Origin of the sequence: Bordetella ansorpii (assembly GCF_900078705.1) — a bacterium.
Taxonomy (GTDB): Bacteria; Pseudomonadota; Gammaproteobacteria; order Burkholderiales; family Burkholderiaceae_B; genus Bordetella; species Bordetella ansorpii_A.
Map to the genome: position 1 here is coordinate 125,556 of NZ_FKIF01000002.1, position 15,798 is coordinate 141,353.

The 15,798-nt window shown below is 67.4% G+C and carries 15 protein-coding genes; 8 read left to right on the forward strand and 7 right to left on the reverse strand.

The annotated features are described in order from the left end of the window. Positions 1–196 precede the first annotated feature (196 nt). From A6745_RS04215 to argE, 4 genes are all read left to right on the forward strand, one after another. Positions 197–610: a RidA family protein gene (locus tag A6745_RS04215; RefSeq protein ID WP_066124132.1), complete on the forward strand. Its 414-nt coding sequence runs from the start codon at positions 197–199 to the stop codon at positions 608–610. Positions 611–629: 19 nt separating this feature from the next. Then, entirely contained in the window at positions 630–1,301 is a 672-nt protein-coding gene (locus A6745_RS04220; protein ID WP_066124134.1) for a DUF1028 domain-containing protein, read from the forward strand. A gap of 176 nt (positions 1,302–1,477) precedes the next feature. Continuing rightward, positions 1,478–2,455: a LysR substrate-binding domain-containing protein gene (locus A6745_RS04225; RefSeq protein ID WP_066124136.1), complete on the forward strand. Its 978-nt coding sequence runs from the start codon at positions 1,478–1,480 to the stop codon at positions 2,453–2,455. Between the two features lie 29 nt (positions 2,456–2,484). After that, on the forward strand, positions 2,485–3,651 hold the full coding sequence (gene argE, locus A6745_RS04230; protein WP_066124137.1) for an acetylornithine deacetylase: 1,167 nt from the start codon (positions 2,485–2,487) through the stop codon (positions 3,649–3,651). Positions 3,652–3,742: 91 nt separating this feature from the next. On the opposite strand, the gene A6745_RS04235 is transcribed toward argE, so the two are convergent. Continuing rightward, positions 3,743–4,234, reverse strand: a complete 492-nt coding sequence (locus A6745_RS04235) for a MarR family winged helix-turn-helix transcriptional regulator (protein WP_066124138.1) — start codon at positions 4,232–4,234, stop codon at positions 3,743–3,745. A gap of 157 nt (positions 4,235–4,391) precedes the next feature. Between A6745_RS04235 and A6745_RS04240 the strand changes: the two genes are divergently transcribed. The 3 genes from A6745_RS04240 (at position 4,392) to A6745_RS04250 (ending at position 7,197) form a co-directional block, all read left to right on the forward strand. After that, positions 4,392–5,657, forward strand: a complete 1,266-nt coding sequence (locus A6745_RS04240; RefSeq protein ID WP_066124139.1) for a flavin-dependent oxidoreductase — start codon at positions 4,392–4,394, stop codon at positions 5,655–5,657. Beyond that, positions 5,654–6,151, forward strand: a complete 498-nt coding sequence (locus A6745_RS04245) for a DUF3237 domain-containing protein (protein WP_066124141.1) — start codon at positions 5,654–5,656, stop codon at positions 6,149–6,151. The genes A6745_RS04240 and A6745_RS04245 overlap by 4 nt, the downstream gene beginning before the upstream one ends. 65 nt (positions 6,152–6,216) lie before the next feature. Continuing rightward, positions 6,217–7,197 carry a Bug family tripartite tricarboxylate transporter substrate binding protein gene (locus tag A6745_RS04250; RefSeq protein ID WP_066124143.1) on the forward strand — a complete coding sequence of 327 codons (981 nt, stop codon included), beginning with the start codon at positions 6,217–6,219 and terminating at the stop codon, positions 7,195–7,197. A 39-nt stretch (positions 7,198–7,236) separates the two neighbouring features. Here A6745_RS04250 and A6745_RS04255 read toward each other — a convergent pair whose 3' ends face one another. Both A6745_RS04255 and A6745_RS04260 read right to left on the reverse strand, forming a co-directional pair. Further along, positions 7,237–8,205, reverse strand: coding sequence for a hypothetical protein (locus A6745_RS04255; RefSeq protein WP_066124145.1), 969 nt, complete (start codon positions 8,203–8,205; stop codon positions 7,237–7,239). A 292-nt stretch (positions 8,206–8,497) separates the two neighbouring features. Further along, a complete protein-coding gene (locus tag A6745_RS04260; RefSeq protein ID WP_066124147.1) occupies positions 8,498–9,883 on the reverse strand; it encodes an L-serine ammonia-lyase in 1,386 nt (461 codons plus the stop codon). A 151-nt stretch (positions 9,884–10,034) separates the two neighbouring features. On the opposite strand from A6745_RS04260, the gene A6745_RS04265 reads away from it, so the two are divergent. Continuing rightward, a complete protein-coding gene (locus tag A6745_RS04265; RefSeq protein ID WP_082852885.1) occupies positions 10,035–11,048 on the forward strand; it encodes a LysR family transcriptional regulator in 1,014 nt (337 codons plus the stop codon). 38 nt (positions 11,049–11,086) lie between these two features. Here A6745_RS04265 and A6745_RS04270 read toward each other — a convergent pair whose 3' ends face one another. The 4 genes from A6745_RS04270 to A6745_RS29515 all read right to left on the reverse strand — a co-directional run bounded on the left by A6745_RS04270 (position 11,087) and on the right by A6745_RS29515 (position 15,095). Next, the gene (locus A6745_RS04270; RefSeq protein WP_066124149.1) at positions 11,087–12,451 is read right to left on the reverse strand and encodes a sensor histidine kinase; all 1,365 of its coding nucleotides are present in this window, start codon (positions 12,449–12,451) and stop codon (positions 11,087–11,089) included. 2 nt (positions 12,452–12,453) lie between these two features. Further along, positions 12,454–13,173, reverse strand: coding sequence for a response regulator transcription factor (locus A6745_RS04275; RefSeq protein ID WP_231885903.1), 720 nt, complete (start codon positions 13,171–13,173; stop codon positions 12,454–12,456). A 56-nt stretch (positions 13,174–13,229) separates the two neighbouring features. Further along, the gene (locus A6745_RS29510) at positions 13,230–13,352 is read right to left on the reverse strand and encodes a hypothetical protein (RefSeq protein ID WP_269148883.1); all 123 of its coding nucleotides are present in this window, start codon (positions 13,350–13,352) and stop codon (positions 13,230–13,232) included. Positions 13,353–13,469: 117 nt separating this feature from the next. Then, positions 13,470–15,095, reverse strand: a complete 1,626-nt coding sequence (locus tag A6745_RS29515; RefSeq protein ID WP_066124152.1) for a methyl-accepting chemotaxis protein — start codon at positions 15,093–15,095, stop codon at positions 13,470–13,472. Positions 15,096–15,798: the final 703 nt, after the last annotated feature.

The following is a 15,798-nucleotide window of genomic DNA, read 5'->3' on the forward strand; positions in this document are numbered from 1 at the left end:
CGCCTTTTCCTTAGGCATGGCTCGCATTTCCTGAGGAGCCCGCCGGCCGGGCGCAGCGCCCCGTCGCTCGGAAATTCCGAGACAGTCCCCCGGAAAAAACAAATAGGCGTCGCCACGGGTTCGGCCGAGGATGGCAGCCAGGCATGACGGTGGGCGCGCCCCGGCCACCCGCCCCCCAATTTCTTCCCAGGCAACCATGAAACACACCCGCATCCGCACGTTCAACACCAAGGCCACCTACCCCGAGCAGAACCTGGACAACGACCTGTGCCAGGCCGTCGTCGCACGCGGCAGCACGGTCTTCCTGCGCGGCCAGATCGGCCAGAACCTGGACACCTCCGAGAGCGTGTGCATCGGCGATGCCGCCGGCCAGGCCGAGCAGGCGATGGCCAACATCGCCATGCTGCTGAAGGAAGCGGGCGGCGAGCTGCAAGACATCTGCAAGATCACCATCTACATCATCGACCCGCGCTACCGCGAGGCGGTGTACCGCGTGGTGGGCCGCTGGCTGAAGGGGGTTTACCCGGTGTCCACCGGCATCGTGGTGTCCGCGCTGGCCCGCCCGGAGTGGCTGGTGGAGATCGACGCCACCGCCGTCATTCCCGACTGACGCAAGCAAAGGCCTCGCCATGACCTTCTCCATCATTGCCCGCTGCCCCGAGTCGGGACAGTTCGGCGCCGCCGTCTCGTCCTCGTCGCCGGCCGTCGCCTCGCGCTGCATCCGCGCCCGCGCGGGCGTGGGCGCTGCGGTCAGCCAGAACATCACGGATCCCGCCCTGGGGCCGCTGGCGCTGGATCTCTTGGCGGCCGGCCACACGCCCGAGCAGGCGCTGGCGCAACTGCAACAGCGTCCGTTCATCGACTATCGGCAGTTGATGGCGATCGACGCCGTCCATCCGCCCGCCCTGTTCACCGGCGCCAGCGCCCTGGGCACGCTGGCCAGCGCCGCCGGCACCCACGCGGCCTGCGCCGGCAACATGCTGGCGTCGCTGGACGTGCCCGCCGCCATGCTGGCCGCTTTCGAAGAGGCGCAAGGCCCGTTGGCCGAGCGCCTGATGCAGGCCCTGCTGGCCGGCCAGGCCGCGGGCGGCGAGGAAGGGCCGGTGCACTCGGCCGGCCTGCTGGTGCATGGCGCGCTGGATTGGCCCATCGTGGACTTGCGCCTGGACTGGGTCGAGCACAACCCCGTCGAGGCGCTGTACGAAGTCTGGAAGGTCTACGAGCCCCAGGTCGAGGCCTACATCACCCGCGCCCGCGATCCTCGCGCGGCACCCAGTTTCGGCGTGCCGGGCAACCTCTGAGCCCGTCGCGAATCCCCCGTTGAGCGCCTCCGTCGAACGCCTTGCGCCGTTACATGGGCATAGTGAATACACTGCGGGATCGTGCCTGGCGGATCGAACCGCGGTTTGTCCAGCCCACCGCTGACAGCGCCGCGCCGGTCCGCGGTCCAGCCGATCCTGCTTCCTTTCATCGGACCATGCTCAATCGCATTTCGCTACGCCAGATGGAGTACTTCGTCGCCACTGCCAAGCACGGCAGCATCGCGTCGGCCTCCGCGCAGATCCACATCTCGCCCCCGTCCATTTCCGCCGCCATCGCCCACATCGAGACCGAGCTGGGCGTGCAGCTGTTCGTGCGCCATCCCTCCAAGGGCCTGGCGCTCACGCCCCTGGGCACCCAGGTCATGCAGGAATGCGAGGACGTGCTGGAACGCGCCTCGCGCCTGTACGAGATCGCCTCGGTTTCCAGCGACACCATCCAGGGCGTGCTGCGCGTGGGCTGCTTCCAGCCGCTGGCCGCGATGATCGCCTCGGAAGTCATCTTCGGCTTCTCGCGCGCGTTCGAGAAGGTCGAACTGCACATGATCGAGGGCGACCAGCAGGAACTGATCGACAAGCTGCACACCCTGGAGATCGACGTCGCGCTGACGTACGACCTGCAACTGGGCGAGGAGATCGAGTTCGAGCGGCTTGCGCACCTGCCGCCGCACGTGCTGGTCAGCGAACTGCATCCGCTGGCGCAGCAGTTGGCGGTCACGCTGGACGAACTGGCGCCGCAGCCCATGGTGCTGCTGGACCTGCCCATGAGCCGCGAGTACTTCATGTCGATCTACGCCAAGGCGGGGGTCGAACCCAACATCGTGGCGCGTTCCCGTTCGGAAGACGTGGTGCGTTCCATGGTGGCGAACGGCATCGGCTACGCCCTGTTCAACGTGCGGCCCAAATCCACCCAGTCGCTGGACGGCAAGCGCTTCGTGCGCCTGCGCCTGGCGGGCGAGCATCGTCCCATGCTGCTGGGCCTGGCCACCTACAAGCCCATGAAGCCCTCCCGGCTGGCCCAGGTGTTCATGCAGCGCTGCCGGGCCTATATCTCCGATCAATACATCCCCGGCATGAGCGCGGCGAGCTTCTTCGATCCGTACATGTCCGGCGGGGCGGAAGGCTCGCCGCCTTAGGGCCTGCCAACACGAAAAGGAGCCACTCCATGTCCCATCCCGCGCCCTCCAGCAGCCTGGATCTGCTGCGCGAACTGATCGCCTTTCCGTCGGTCACGCTCACGCCCAACGCCGAGCTGATGGCCCGCGTGCAGGGCCTGCTGGGCGAGGCCGGCATCGAGTCCATGCGGGTGCCCGATCCGCAGGACGCCTCGCGCTGCAACCTGTTCGCCACGGTCGGGCCGCGGGACGTGCCTGGGATCATGCTGTCGGGCCATACCGACGTCGTGCCCGTCGAGGGCCAGCCCTGGAGCTCGCCGCCCTTCGCTCCCACGGAACGCGAGGGCCGCCTCTACGGACGCGGCAGCGCGGACATGAAAGGCTTCGTGGCCTGCGCGGTCACGGCCATGATCGCCGCCGCCGGCAAGCCGCTGAAACGGCCGCTGCAACTGGCGTTGTCGTTCGACGAAGAGATCGGCTGCGTGGGCGTGCGGCACCTGATCCGCGCACTGCGCGACATGCGGCCCGCGCCCATGCTGTGCCTGGTCGGCGAACCCACGCTGATGAAGATCGGCACGGGCCACAAGGGCAAGGCGGCGTACCGTGCGCTGTGCTGCGGGCAGGCCGGCCATTCTGGCCTGGCGCCGCGGTTCGTCAATGCCATCCACACGGCCGCCGACCTGATCGAGGCGTTGCGCGACGTGCAGCAGGACCTGGCGGAGCAGGGCGCGCGCGAAGACGGTTATGCGGTGCCCTACACCACCGTGCATGCCGGCACGATCCGCGGCGGCAAGGCGCTGAACATCGTCCCCGCCGACTGCGAAGTGAGCTTCGAGATCCGCAACGTGTCGGGGGACGATCCCAACGAGATCCTGGACCGCATCCTCGAACGCACCCGGTCGCGCATGCGCGACGACCGCGCGCAGCCGCCCACCGTCGAGCAGGTCAATGCCTATCCCGGATTGACCACCCCGGCGGACGCCCCGGCGGTGCGGCTGCTGGCCTCTCTGCTGCCGCCGGACACCGAGCTGACCAAGGTGGCGTTCGGCACGGAAGGCGGCCTGTTCCACCAGCAATGGAACGAGACGGCCGTGCTGGTGTGCGGACCGGGCAGCATCGAGGTGGCGCACAAGGCCGATGAGTACGTGGAGATCTCGCAGATCGAAGCCTGCGACCGGATGCTGGACAAGCTGACCGATTATCTGTGCCTGGGCTAGGGCCTGTTGACATCAAGGAGCCTCGCACAGCCGGGGAATCGGACGGCAGGCCAGGCGTGCGGGCTGCCGCAGAGAAGGGCCCGCCGCCCGCCTATCCCAGCTTGCCGAGCAATTCGATCAGCTGCCGCCGTTGCGCGGCCGTCAGCCTGGCGCTGACCCGCTGGTCGTGCGCCCGCACCGCCTGCGTGATCTCGGCCAGCGCGAGCTGGCCCGCCGGCGTTGCCCGCAGGGCATAGGCGCGCCTGTCTGACTCGGTATCGCGCCGCTCGACATACCCCAGCGCCTGCAACTGGTCCACGATCTGCACCGCTCCCGATCGTGCGATGCCCAGGGCGCGCGCGACCTCGGTCAGCTTCATCCCCTCGTTCTCGACGACCAGCGTCAGCGCGGAAAAGCGCTGGGGAGTGATGTCCCACGGCTCCAGCGCCGCGAGGAAGTCTTCGTAGATGGATATCTGCGCCCGGCGGATGGCGTAGCCCACCAGGTCGTCCAGCGCGCCGTAGCGCACGCCGGGCACGTGCGGTTCGAAATGCTCGCCGCGCGCGGCGGGGCGGCGAGCCTGCAGGGAAGGAGTACCGGCCATGGGAACGTCGTGGAAAACAGGCGCCTACCCTAACCCGGAAGCCTTCGGCACGCCAGTGATTCGCGGGTAAACCCCCACCATCCGGACGCCGCCATTTAGTTATGATGCATAACAAATAGAATATGCCCCGATCCCGGATCGGGACTGGAGAAGACACATGCACATCGCCATTGCGGGTGCAGGCATCGGCGGGCTCACGCTCGCACTGATGCTGCACCAACGCGGCATCGCCTGCCGCCTCTACGAAAGTGCCCAGGAACTGCGGCCATTGGGCGTGGGCATCAACCTGCTGCCGCACGCGGTCGACGAACTCGAACAGCTCGGCCTGGCCGACGCCGTGCGCGAACGCGCCATCGAAACCACCGCGCTGCACTACTACAACAAGCACGGCCAGGCCATCTGGCAGGAACCGCGCGGCCTGGCCGCGGGCTATCCGGTGCCGCAGTACTCCGTGCATCGCGGCGAGTTCCAGATGCTGCTGGCCGAGGCCGTGATCGAGCGCCTGGGACCGCAGGCCCTGGTCACCGGCACGCCGCTGGAGAGCGCGCGCAACGAAGGCGGCCAGGCCGTCGCCGTGCTGCGCCAGCGCGACGGCCTGGCCACGCAAGAGGTTCGCGCGGACGCGGTGATCGGCGCCGACGGCATCCACTCGGCCCTGCGCCGGCAGATGCATCCCGCAGGCGACGCGTTCCGCTTCTCGGGCCGCATGCTGTGGCGCGCCGTCACCGAAGCCGAACCGTACCTGGACGGCCGCACCATGTTCATGGCGGGCCATCAGGACCAGAAATTCGTCTGCTATCCCATCTCGGAGCCGCTGCGCCGGGCCGGCCGCTCGCGCATCAACTGGATCGCCGAACTGGCCGTCCCCGACGGCACCTTGCCCGCCACGGACTGGAATCGCCGTGTCGACAAGTCGGTGTTCGCCGACCGTTTCGCCGACTGGCGCTGGAGCTGGATCGACATCCCCGCCGTCATCGCGGGCGCCGAGGCCATCTACGAATTCCCGCTGGTCGACCGCGACCCGCTGCCGCGCTGGACCAACGGCCGCCTGACCTTGCTGGGCGATGCCGCGCATCCCATGTACCCCATCGGCTCGAACGGTTCGGCGCAGGCCATCCTGGACGCGCGCTGCCTGGCCGATTGCCTGGCGCAGGCGCAATCCGGCGTACTGCGCTCCCTGGAAACCGCCCTGCTGGAGTACGAGGCGCTGCGCCTGCCGCCCACCGCGGGCATCGTGCTGCGCAACCGCCTGAACGGTCCCGAGCAGGTGATGCAACTGGCCGAGGAGCGCGCGCCGCACGGCTACGCGCACGTCACCGACGTGATCGGCCAGGAAGAGCTGCAGGCCGTCTCGCTGCGCTACAAGCGCCTGGCGGGCTTCGATCCCGCCGCGCTGCGGGCCAGCCGGGAGCAGCGCAAATGAGCGCGCCAAACCAAGCGGACGGTTTCGTCTACGCCGGCCCGACGCCTGCCCTGGAACACCTGGCCACCGTGGTGGTGCAGGTCGATCCCCCTCAGGAAGTGGGCGACACGCCACAGGGCAGGCGCCGCCTGATTCCCATCACGGGCGGCACCGTGCAAGGCGCGCGGCTGCGCGGCCGCATCCTGCCGGGCGGCGCGGACTTCCAGCTGATCCGCAGCGCCACCTTCACCGACATCCATGCGCGCTACCTCATCGAAACCGATGAAGGCCACCGGGTGTACGTCGAGAACACGGGCATCCGCACCGGCTCGGCCGAGGACATCGCCCGGCTGGCCAGCGGCCAGCCGGTGGATCCCGCGCGCATCTATTTCCGCAGCTATCCGCGCTTCGAAACGGCCGAGCCCAGCCTGGCATGGCTGAACGACAGCCTGTTCGTGGGCACCGGCGCGCGCTATCCCGACCGCGTCGAACTGGTGTTCTTCCGCCTGGGCTGACCGCCCCGGCCACGCATGCCCCCCACACTCACCAACAAGAACGATGAACGTTCGAGGAGACAACCATGTCCGCATCGCTGCGCCGCCTGCTGGGCGGCCTGATTTCATCCGTGTCGTTGTGCCTGCCGCTGGTGGCGGGCGCCGCGTCCTATCCGCAAGGCCCCGTGCGTTTGAACGTGGGCTTCCCGCCGGGCACCGGCCCGGACATCGTGGCCCGCACGCTGGCGCAGCACCTGGGCACGCGCCTGGGTGAAAGCGTCGTGGTCGAGAACAAGGTGGGCGCGGGCGGGCAAATCGCCGCGCAGGCCGTGGCGCGCGCCCCCGCCGATGGCCAGACGCTGCTGCTGGGCGAGGTCGGCTCCATCAGCATCGCCCCGGCCACCTATGCCAATCTCAATTACCAGCCCGAACGCGACTTCGCGCCCATCTCGGAAGTGGTGCGCGCCGACTTCGTGCTGGTGGTGCCGGCCAACGCCCCGTATACCGACCTGGCCGGCTTCGTGGCGGCGGGCAAGAAGGCCAGCGACCGCATCAACTTCGCCACCTTCGGCGCGGGCACGCCAGGGCACTTCGGCGCGGAACTGTTCGCGCGCGAGGCGGGGCTGCGCATCGAACCCGTGCACTACCGCTCGACGGGCGACGCGATGACGGCGGTGGGTTCCGGCACCGTGCAGGCGGCCTTCGTCACGACGGCCCTGGCCGCCTCGCAGATCCAGGGCGGCAAGATGCGCGCGCTGGCCACCACGGGCTCGCGCCGCTCCAGCGCCTTGTCCGATGTGCCGACTTTTGCCGAGAAGGGCCTGCCCGCCGTCAATTTCGGCGCCTGGTTCGCGTTGCTGGCGCCCGCCGGCACCCCTGCCGCGGTATTGGACAGGCTGCAGGCGGACAGCGCGGCGGCCCTGCGCGAACCCGCCGCCGCGCGCCTGCTGAATGAAGCCGGCTTCGTCGTGGTGAGCAGCGACCGCGCCGCGATGCGCCAGTTGATGGACCAGGAAACGAAGCGCTGGTCGGAAGTGGTGAAGGCGACGGGATTCAAGGCGAACTGAACCGGCACGTGAAGAAGCCGGGCACATCAGGGGACCGTATCACCCAATGAGGCCAACACCGCCCATGGCGATCGCTTCCGTCGACCTGGCCGCGTCCTCGATCATTGCCTCGGAGGCCGCCGCATCCTTGCGCGCCTCTTCGTCGCCGCGCTCGGTCATCAGCCTGGCCAGGGACAGCAGCGCCTTCAGATCACGGAGCACTTCGCGCAGCGTCCTGGCATCTTCCTCGCGCTGGCGGGCTTGCGCCCGCTGCAGGCTTGCGGCGTCCGTGGCGCCGGCCGGGACAACGTCCTCGTCCGCGGCGCCAGCCCCGGATTTCTCGGACGCCTGCGCGCTGGCGGCGGCACTCCCGGCGCCCTCGGCATCGTCCGTGCCGGACGCCTGCTGCGCGGCCGGGTCGGGCGTCGCGCCCGTTTCCGCACTGACTTTCGCATAGGCCGCAGCCGCCTGCGCGCCCTGGCCCGGTGCGCCGCCCGGGGCATCCGCCTGCTCGCCGCCGCCCGCGCTGGCCTGCGCCGCGTCCGCCGCCGCTTCGCCACCCGGCGTTGACGCCGCCGTTGCCAAGGACGCGGGCATCATGCCCACGCCCGTTGCCGACGAGGGCATGCCGCCCGAGCCTTCCTTCAGCGTTTCCGCCGCCGCCGCCAACTGGCCGGCCAGCTGGCGGATCTCGCGCAGCACGCTCTTGGCCGCGGCCGGTCCCATCATCGCCAGCATTTTCTTGAGCATGGCGATGCGCTTCCTGATCTCTTCGATGCGCGCGCGGGCCAGGTTCTTCTTGGACGCCACCGTCTCGGTGGCCATGCGGGATACCGCCTGGCTGTCATCGAACATCCTCTTCAACGCGTCGTCGCTGAGCGTGACACGCGAGGACAACTGCTGCGGCTCGTCGTCCTGGTCGCCTTGGGACGCGGACGAGGCAATCGCCTTGCCGGCGTCCGCATCCCTGCCGGAAGACTGTGCCGTCGAATTGAATGCGTTCTTCTTGATCGACAAGTCCGACGCCATGTGTGACTCCCTTCCGATTGCGTTGACCGGCCATCCGCGCCGTTGATCCGACGGGCACGAACTTTTCAGCAACTACGGCCGGCCTGCAAATTACTTAAGCCCGGAAGGGGCGCGTGTTCAGCCGATGGGCGCTTCGGGCCAGCGGTGTCTCCAACCGCCACAATCTTGCGAACTATCGCGGAAGATGGACAACCTCTTGACACTTCACACCTAGGCGGTGGAGAGCCTGCCCACGCCCGTCCCGCTCACTGACAGCCGTTGCCATCGCACTCAGCACGGCGGGGGACGCGGATCAGCACTCGACGATGTTCACCGCCAAGCCGCCACGCGCCGTTTCCTTGTACTTGGTCAGCATGTCCGCGCCCGTCTCGCGCATGGTCTTGATGACCTTGTCCAGGCTGACGTGATGCGAGCCGTCGCCATGCAGCGCCATGCGCGCGGCATTGATCGCCTTCACCGACGCGATGGCATTGCGCTCGATGCATGGGATCTGCACCAGGCCGCCCACGGGATCGCACGTCAGGCCCAGGTGGTGCTCCATGCCGATCTCGGCCGCGTTCTCGGCCTGGGCCGGCGTACCGCCCAGCACGGCGCACAGCGCGGCAGCCGCCATCGAACAGGCCACGCCGACCTCGCCCTGGCAACCGACCTCCGCGCCGCTGATCGACGCGTTCTCCTTGTACAGGATGCCGATGGCGCCCGCCGTCAGCAGGAAGTCGACGACGCCTTGTTCATTGGCATGCGCGATGGCGTGCGTGTAGTAATGCAGCACGGCGGGGATGATGCCGGCCGCGCCGTTGGTGGGCGCCGTCACCACGCGGCCGCCCGCGGCGTTCTCTTCGTTCACCGCCATCGCCCACAGATTCACCCAATCGAGCACGCGCAGCGGATCGTCGGGGTGCGGCGAGAACGCCCCCAGCCGCTGGGCCAGGTCGGCCGCCCGGCGCCTCACCTTGAAGCCGCCCGGCAGCACCCCCTGCGTCTTGCTGCCGCGCTGCACACAGGCCTGCATCACGCGCCAGATATTCAGCAGGCCGGAGTCGATCTCGTCATCGCTGCGCCAGTGCTGCTCGTTGCGGCGCATCAGGCCAGCGATGCTCAGGCCATGCAGGCGCGTCAGCCGCAGCAGCTCGTCGCCGTTGCGGAACGCCAGGGGCAACACCGTGACGTCGGGCGCGATGATCTTCTGCCTCTGGCCATCGGCGGCCACCGCATCGCTGACGACGAAGCCGCCGCCCACCGAGTAATAGACGGCCTCGCGCAGCAACGTCCCGTTGGCGTCGAAAGCTTCGAAACGCATGCCGTTGGCGTGGAAGGGCAAGGCCTTGCGGTAGAACAGCAGGTCGCGCTTCTCCTCGAACCCGATCGCGTGGGTATCGCCCAGGCGAATCGACCGCGTGCCGCGGATGGCTTGCAGCAGGGCGGGAATCCGTTCGACGTCTACCGTGTCCGGGCCGTGCCCGGCCAGGCCCAGCAGCACGGCGGTATCGCTGCCATGGCCCTTGCCCGTGGCGCCCAGCGAGCCGTGCAGCGAGACGCGCACCCGGACGACGGCGGGCATTTCGCCGTGGGTATCCAGCGCGCGCGTGAACAGCCGGGCGGCGCGCATCGGTCCGACCGTGTGCGAACTGGACGGACCGATCCCGATCTTGAACAAGTCGAACACGCTGACTGCCATGGCATTGCTTCCTTCCTGATGCGTCGAAAATGCCTGCCGCCGCCGCGGCCGGGCCTATACGCTCATGGTAGGAATGGCTTATCGTCATGTCCACTGATTTAAATTAACGATATTAGTTAGCCAAACTGTTGGATTGCATAAATTTGCGGACATGGATCTGAACCGCTTGCTTACCCTGCGCGAACTGGCGCGCTGCGGCACGATGGCCGCGGCGGCGGAATCGCTGCACCTGAGTCCATCGGCCATCTCCCAGCAGATCGCGCAGTTCGAACGGGAACTGGATACGGCGCTGACCGAGCGCCGTGGACGCGGCGTGGCGTTGACGCCCGCCGGCGAGGCCCTGGTGCGCCATGCCGAACGCATCATGGGCATCGTGGACGAGGCGCGCTCCGAACTGGCGCAATTGCGCGACGACGTCGCGGGCGAACTGCGCGTGGCGGCGTTTCCGTCGGTGGCCGTGGCCGTGCTGGCCCATGCGGTGCAGGCGTTGAAGCTGGAGCATCCGCGCCTGAACGTGGTCGTGCAGGAAATGGAGCCGCAGGAAGGTCTCTCGGCGCTGGGGGCCTGGCACACCGACGTGGCGATCATCGACGACCTGGCGGCCGATCCCAGCGGCCGGCACGATGCCTACGAACTGCTGCCATTGGCGCAGGATGCGATGCATATCCTGGTGCCGGCGGGACATCCGCTGGCGCAACGCCCCTTCCTGCGCGTGGCGGATCTGCGGGATGAATCCTGGGCGCTGGATTCGACCTACAGCTCGTTCGGGGAATTCATCGGGAATCTATGCCGTAGAGCCGGATTCGCGCCACGGATCAATGCGCACTGCACGGGGTTCGAGATGGTCGCGGCGATGGTGGCGTCGGGATGCTCGGTGTCGATCGCGTCGGGCATGCGGATGGTGAGACCGCTGCCCGGCGTGAGGGCCATCAAGATGCGGCCGGAGATACAGCGCAGAATCCTGCTGGCAATCCGAAAGGGCGAGCGGGATCACCCGGCGGTTCAAGCCTGCGTGCAGGCGCTGCAAACCAGCGCGGCGCTTGCCGTGGCAAAGCGGTCGGCCGCGCAGGCCAGCCAGGATCAGGCGCCCGAGTCGCCAGCCCCTTGCCGCGGGCCTGCTCCAGCACGGCGAAGGGCAACGATACGGAAGGCGTTCTCGACATGAAGCCAGCGAGGAGGCATTGGACAGAACACAGCGCGGCGCTACGGCACGGTCAATGTAGGGAACGTGACGTCGAACCGTACGCCACGGCCGCCGAATCCCTCAACTACCGTCACCGTGGCCCGGTGATGGCGGGCGATGCGCCACACCAATGCCAGGCCGATGCCGCTGCCATGGCTGCCGGCGCCAGGCACGCGGTAGAAGGGATCGAAAATCCGCTCTCGCTCCCGCGGATCGATACCGGGACCATTGTCGTTCACCGTCAGGACCACGGCGCCGCCTGTCTGCGCGATGCGCACATTGATCGTGCTGCCCATCCCGCTGTAGCGGCCCGCGTTGTCCACGAGGTTGCGCACCAGGGTGCCCAGCGCATCGATCTGCCCATGCACGCAGCACGGCCGCGCATCGACGATCACGCGCTGGTCCCGCTCATCGAAAGCGGACTGCATGTCGCTCACCACCAGATCGATCACCGCGGAAAGATCCACCAGGCTGAACCTGACCTCGCTCTGGTCGCCTTCCATGCGCGCCAGATCCAGCAACTGCTCGACGATGCGGGAACTGCGCCGGGTGGTGTCTGAAATCTTCTTCAGCAGCAGTTTCGTCTTCTCGTGATCGTGCGTGCGGTAGGCCGTGTCGGCATAGACAGCCAACACCGCCAGTGGCGTGCGCAGCTCATGGGCCGCATCGCCGATGAAACGCCGTTCGTTCATCATCAACGCGCACACCTTGCGCTGCCGGGCGTTGATGGCACGTATCAGCGGCTTGATTTCCTTGGGCACGCGGCTTTCGTCCAGGTCGGAATGATCGCCCGCGCCCCGCATGGAAATGTCCGCGCCGATATGCGACAGGGTGCGCAGCGACCGCCGCACGACCAATACCGTGACCCCGCCGATGCCCATGAACATCAGCAGCGTGACCAGCGCGCCGAGCCGGAACCGCTTGGTGAGCTGCTCGTTGAACTGTTGAACCGGCGTGCCGGCGACGATCTCGAAGCGCGCCGAAGGGTCCAGCCCCGAGTACACGCGCCACAGCTCGCCATCGACCTGGACGGTCGCGAAGCCCGCGATATCGGCGGGTGACAGCCGCCCTTTCGGCGCGGCGCGCGAGGCAAGCACCAGCCTGCCGGCGAACAGATCCCATATCTGGAACTCGGCATAGCTGCCCGCCTGGTGCAGCAGGAAATCCGGCGCGGGACGCTTGCTGCCGATTTCCTGCATGGCCGGCACGAACTCGAGAAAGAAGGCCAGGCTGCCGACCACCGAGCGCAAGCCGTGGTCGCGCACGCCCGACTGTTCACGGGTCACGCTTTCCCAGTACAGGCTGAATTGCAGCAGCCATGAAATCATCAAGACCGTCAGTATTCCCAGCAGGACCCTGGCCCGAAGCGATTTCGCGAGCCACATGATCAGATACGCTTTTTGCGCATGCGATAGCCTTGCCCATGCACGTTCTCTATCGCATCGCCGCCCAGCTTCTTTCTAAGCGAGTGGATGAACACGGCGATGGTGTTGCTCTCGCCGTCATACCCGTCGCCGTATATCTTGGAACGCAGTTCTTCCCGCGACACCAGCCGGTTCGGATGCCGCAGCAGGATCGCCAGCGTCCGGAACTCCTGCTCGGAAAGATGCACTTCGCTGCCATGCACGGACAGCGCGCGGCGCCTCAGGTCGAGCCTGATATGCCGCCAGACCAGCACCTGCGGACCCGCCACGCCGCTGCGGCGCAGCAGCGCACGGATCCTGGCGAACAGTTCGGTGGGCTCGAACGGCTTGATCACATAATCGTCGGCGCCGACGTCCAGGCCCCTGATGCGATCGCTCAGCGAGTCCCGCGCGGTAATGACGATGACGGGCACATCATCATTGCGCGCGCGCAGAAACCGCAGCACGTCCAGCCCAGACCCGCCCCGCAGGCCGATATCCAGCAACACCGTCGAGAACGCGTGTCCAAGCAGCAACACCTTGGCGGCCTCCACCGCCTGAACCAGCGTGACCGTGAAATCCAATTCTTCGAGCGCGAGCGTCAATGCGTCGGCAAACATGGCGTCATCCTCGACCAACAGGATTCGCATCTGAGTCAGAACTCCCCTCAATCGCGCCCAGGCTTCGCACACCGGGCGCACCATCGATTCACGCGATACGTTCCGGCGTCATCATGGCGACAGGCTCGATCTCGCCGGCATCAAGGCTTCTTCAGTTCCAGAAGCCGCATCCGTGCGGCATCCATCAGCGCCAGAAGCGTTTCCAGCGACACGTGAGAGCGCCCGAGGCTTTTTGCAAGCGCGTTGCCGGCCACCGGCCGCATGTCTGCGCCGCAGATGATATCCGCAGCGGTTTGAGCCGAATAGCCGGGCGTGGCGGCAGGGCGACACTCGATCGCCCCCCTTCGCCAGCGCGGTATGCCGCCGTCATCGCGCCCGCCTCAGAGGCTGGGGCCAGCCAGCGCCAGGCGATCGTACCGGCCTGCCTGGGGCACGGAAGCCGATGCGGCGTGGCGCGCGGTCTTGAAGGCCGCAACCGCCCGCAGAAGCTCGCGCGCCTGCGTCGACATCGCACTGGCCGCCGCCGCCGACTCTTCGACCAGCGCCGCATTCTGCTGTGTCATCGCGTCCATCTGCGAGACCGCCACGTTGACCTGTTCGATGCCACTGGTCTGCTCCCGCGATGCCGTGGCGATCTCGACGGTGACCTCTTTCAGCTTGGCCACCGCGGACAGCACCTCGTCCATCCGGCCGCCCGCGTTGGCCACCAGCGCGGTGCCGCCCCGCACGGCCTCCTTGGAGTTCTCGACCAGGCCTTTGATCTCCTTGGCGGCGACGGCGCTGCGCTGGGCCAGCGCGCGGACCTCCGTGGCCACGACGGCGAATCCACGTCCCTGCTCGCCCGCCCGGGCGGCTTCCACGGCCGCGTTCAGGGCCAGGATGTTGGTCTGGAAGGCAATGCTATCGATAACAGCAACGATCTCGCCCACGCGCCCGGCGTCGGAAGAGATGGAAGCCATCGAGTCCACGACCTGCTTGACCACCTGTCCCGCCTGCGCGGTCAGGTTGGAGCAGTCCAACGCCAGTTCGCTGCCGCCGGCGGCGTTGTCCTGGTTCATGCGCACCGTGGAGGTCAATTCCTCGATGCTGGCGGCGGTCTCTTCCAGCGAGGCCGCCTGCTCTTCCGTGCGTTGCGACAGATCGGCATTGCCCTCGGCAATCTGCGCGGCCGCGGTTGAAATGGACTCGGCGGCGGAGATGATCGTGCCGACCGTGGAAGCAAGCTGCCCCCGCATCGCCTCCAGCGAGTACATCAGGCTGGAGGTGTCGCGCGGGTCCAGCGTCAACGCGGTGGTCAGGTCGCCGGACGCGATGGCGCCCGCCAGCCGCTGCGCGTCGGCGGGCTCGCCGCCCAACTGCCTGAGAATGCCGCGGGTGATCAGGACCGCGGCGGCCACGCCGAGCAGCAAGCCGATGACCATGATCGCCACGATACCGGACCGCAGGGCCTGCGCCGTCGCCAAGGCCTGATCCGCCGCCTCGGTGCTGAGTTTCGACTCCAGTTCGGCCAATGCGGAAAGGCTGCTCATCCAGGCACTCTGCTTGGCTCTCAGCTCTTCCCGCAGGATTCTCGCGGCCTCGGCCGGATCGTTCTGGCGGCCGGCCTCCATGGCGCGCGCATAGATCGGCTCGGCGGCGACCCGCGCCTGCCTGGCATCCCGGATCAGCCGGAACTCTTCCTCCGAGGTGGAGGGGTCCGCGGTGAACATCTTGTCCAGCCGCTCGGCGGCTGCGAAATACGCCTTGGACGAGCGGTCCGCCCGCGCGATCTCTTCCGCGACCGCCTGCGGGTCGGTCAGCAAGGCCACGTTGCGCACCGCGATCGCGCGGTCCTGGACCGTATCGCGCATCGTGAACGCCAACTGCAACTGCTGGCTGTTCACCGCGACGATGTCGTAGATCGCTCGATCCAACGCCCTCATGGCATACAACGAAATACCTCCCAGCGCGACCAGCGCCAGGATCAGAGAAAGAAAACCGATCGCGAGGCGGGACCTCACTTTCATCGCTGCCAGACTCATGTTTCGCCTATTTCAATAGCACATCGACAATGGCTGATCCGCCGCATTCACATGGCGGCGCCAGCAGTCCGGGAGAGCCCGTTCTGACCGCCGGCTTCGACTGTACTTCCAAATATTTAACGAATAGTTAATGCATTTCGGTGTGTGGATTTTTCCTGGAAAAAAGCAGCGGAGGCGATGCGAACGCGGAGACCTTAAAGCCTCGGGTTATATGTCAGTGAATACTTGCACTGTTTTCATCTGCCCGGATGCAAGGCCAAACCCGCTCGGATGGCCAGGTCGATTACCTTGGGCCGCGGGAAAGTGGACAAAAGGTTCGGCCACCCGGACTCCAGGCGCAACGCGCCAAATGGACACCGCCGAAATGGCGCGCCAGCGTGTTTACTAGCTGCGAAGACTCCCCGACCGGCAGGCAGTCCGGCGGCAGGACCCAGGCCGGAGAATGCGACGGACCTCGCGGGCGCGCCCATTGGCGGCCGTCGCGGCCCCCCGGGAACGTGAACGTGCAATACGTGCGGAAGAACGCGGGCGAGCCTCATCCAGATGGGGAATTGCGCTGGGCGACGGTCCTGATTTCGGCATTGGCGACGGTCCCGGCCCTGGCTGCCGACGGAAACACGGACCGGAAGTGGTCGAAGAACACCACGATAGGCTGCAGTTCCGTCGCGCCGGCGTGCCAGTCATCGGC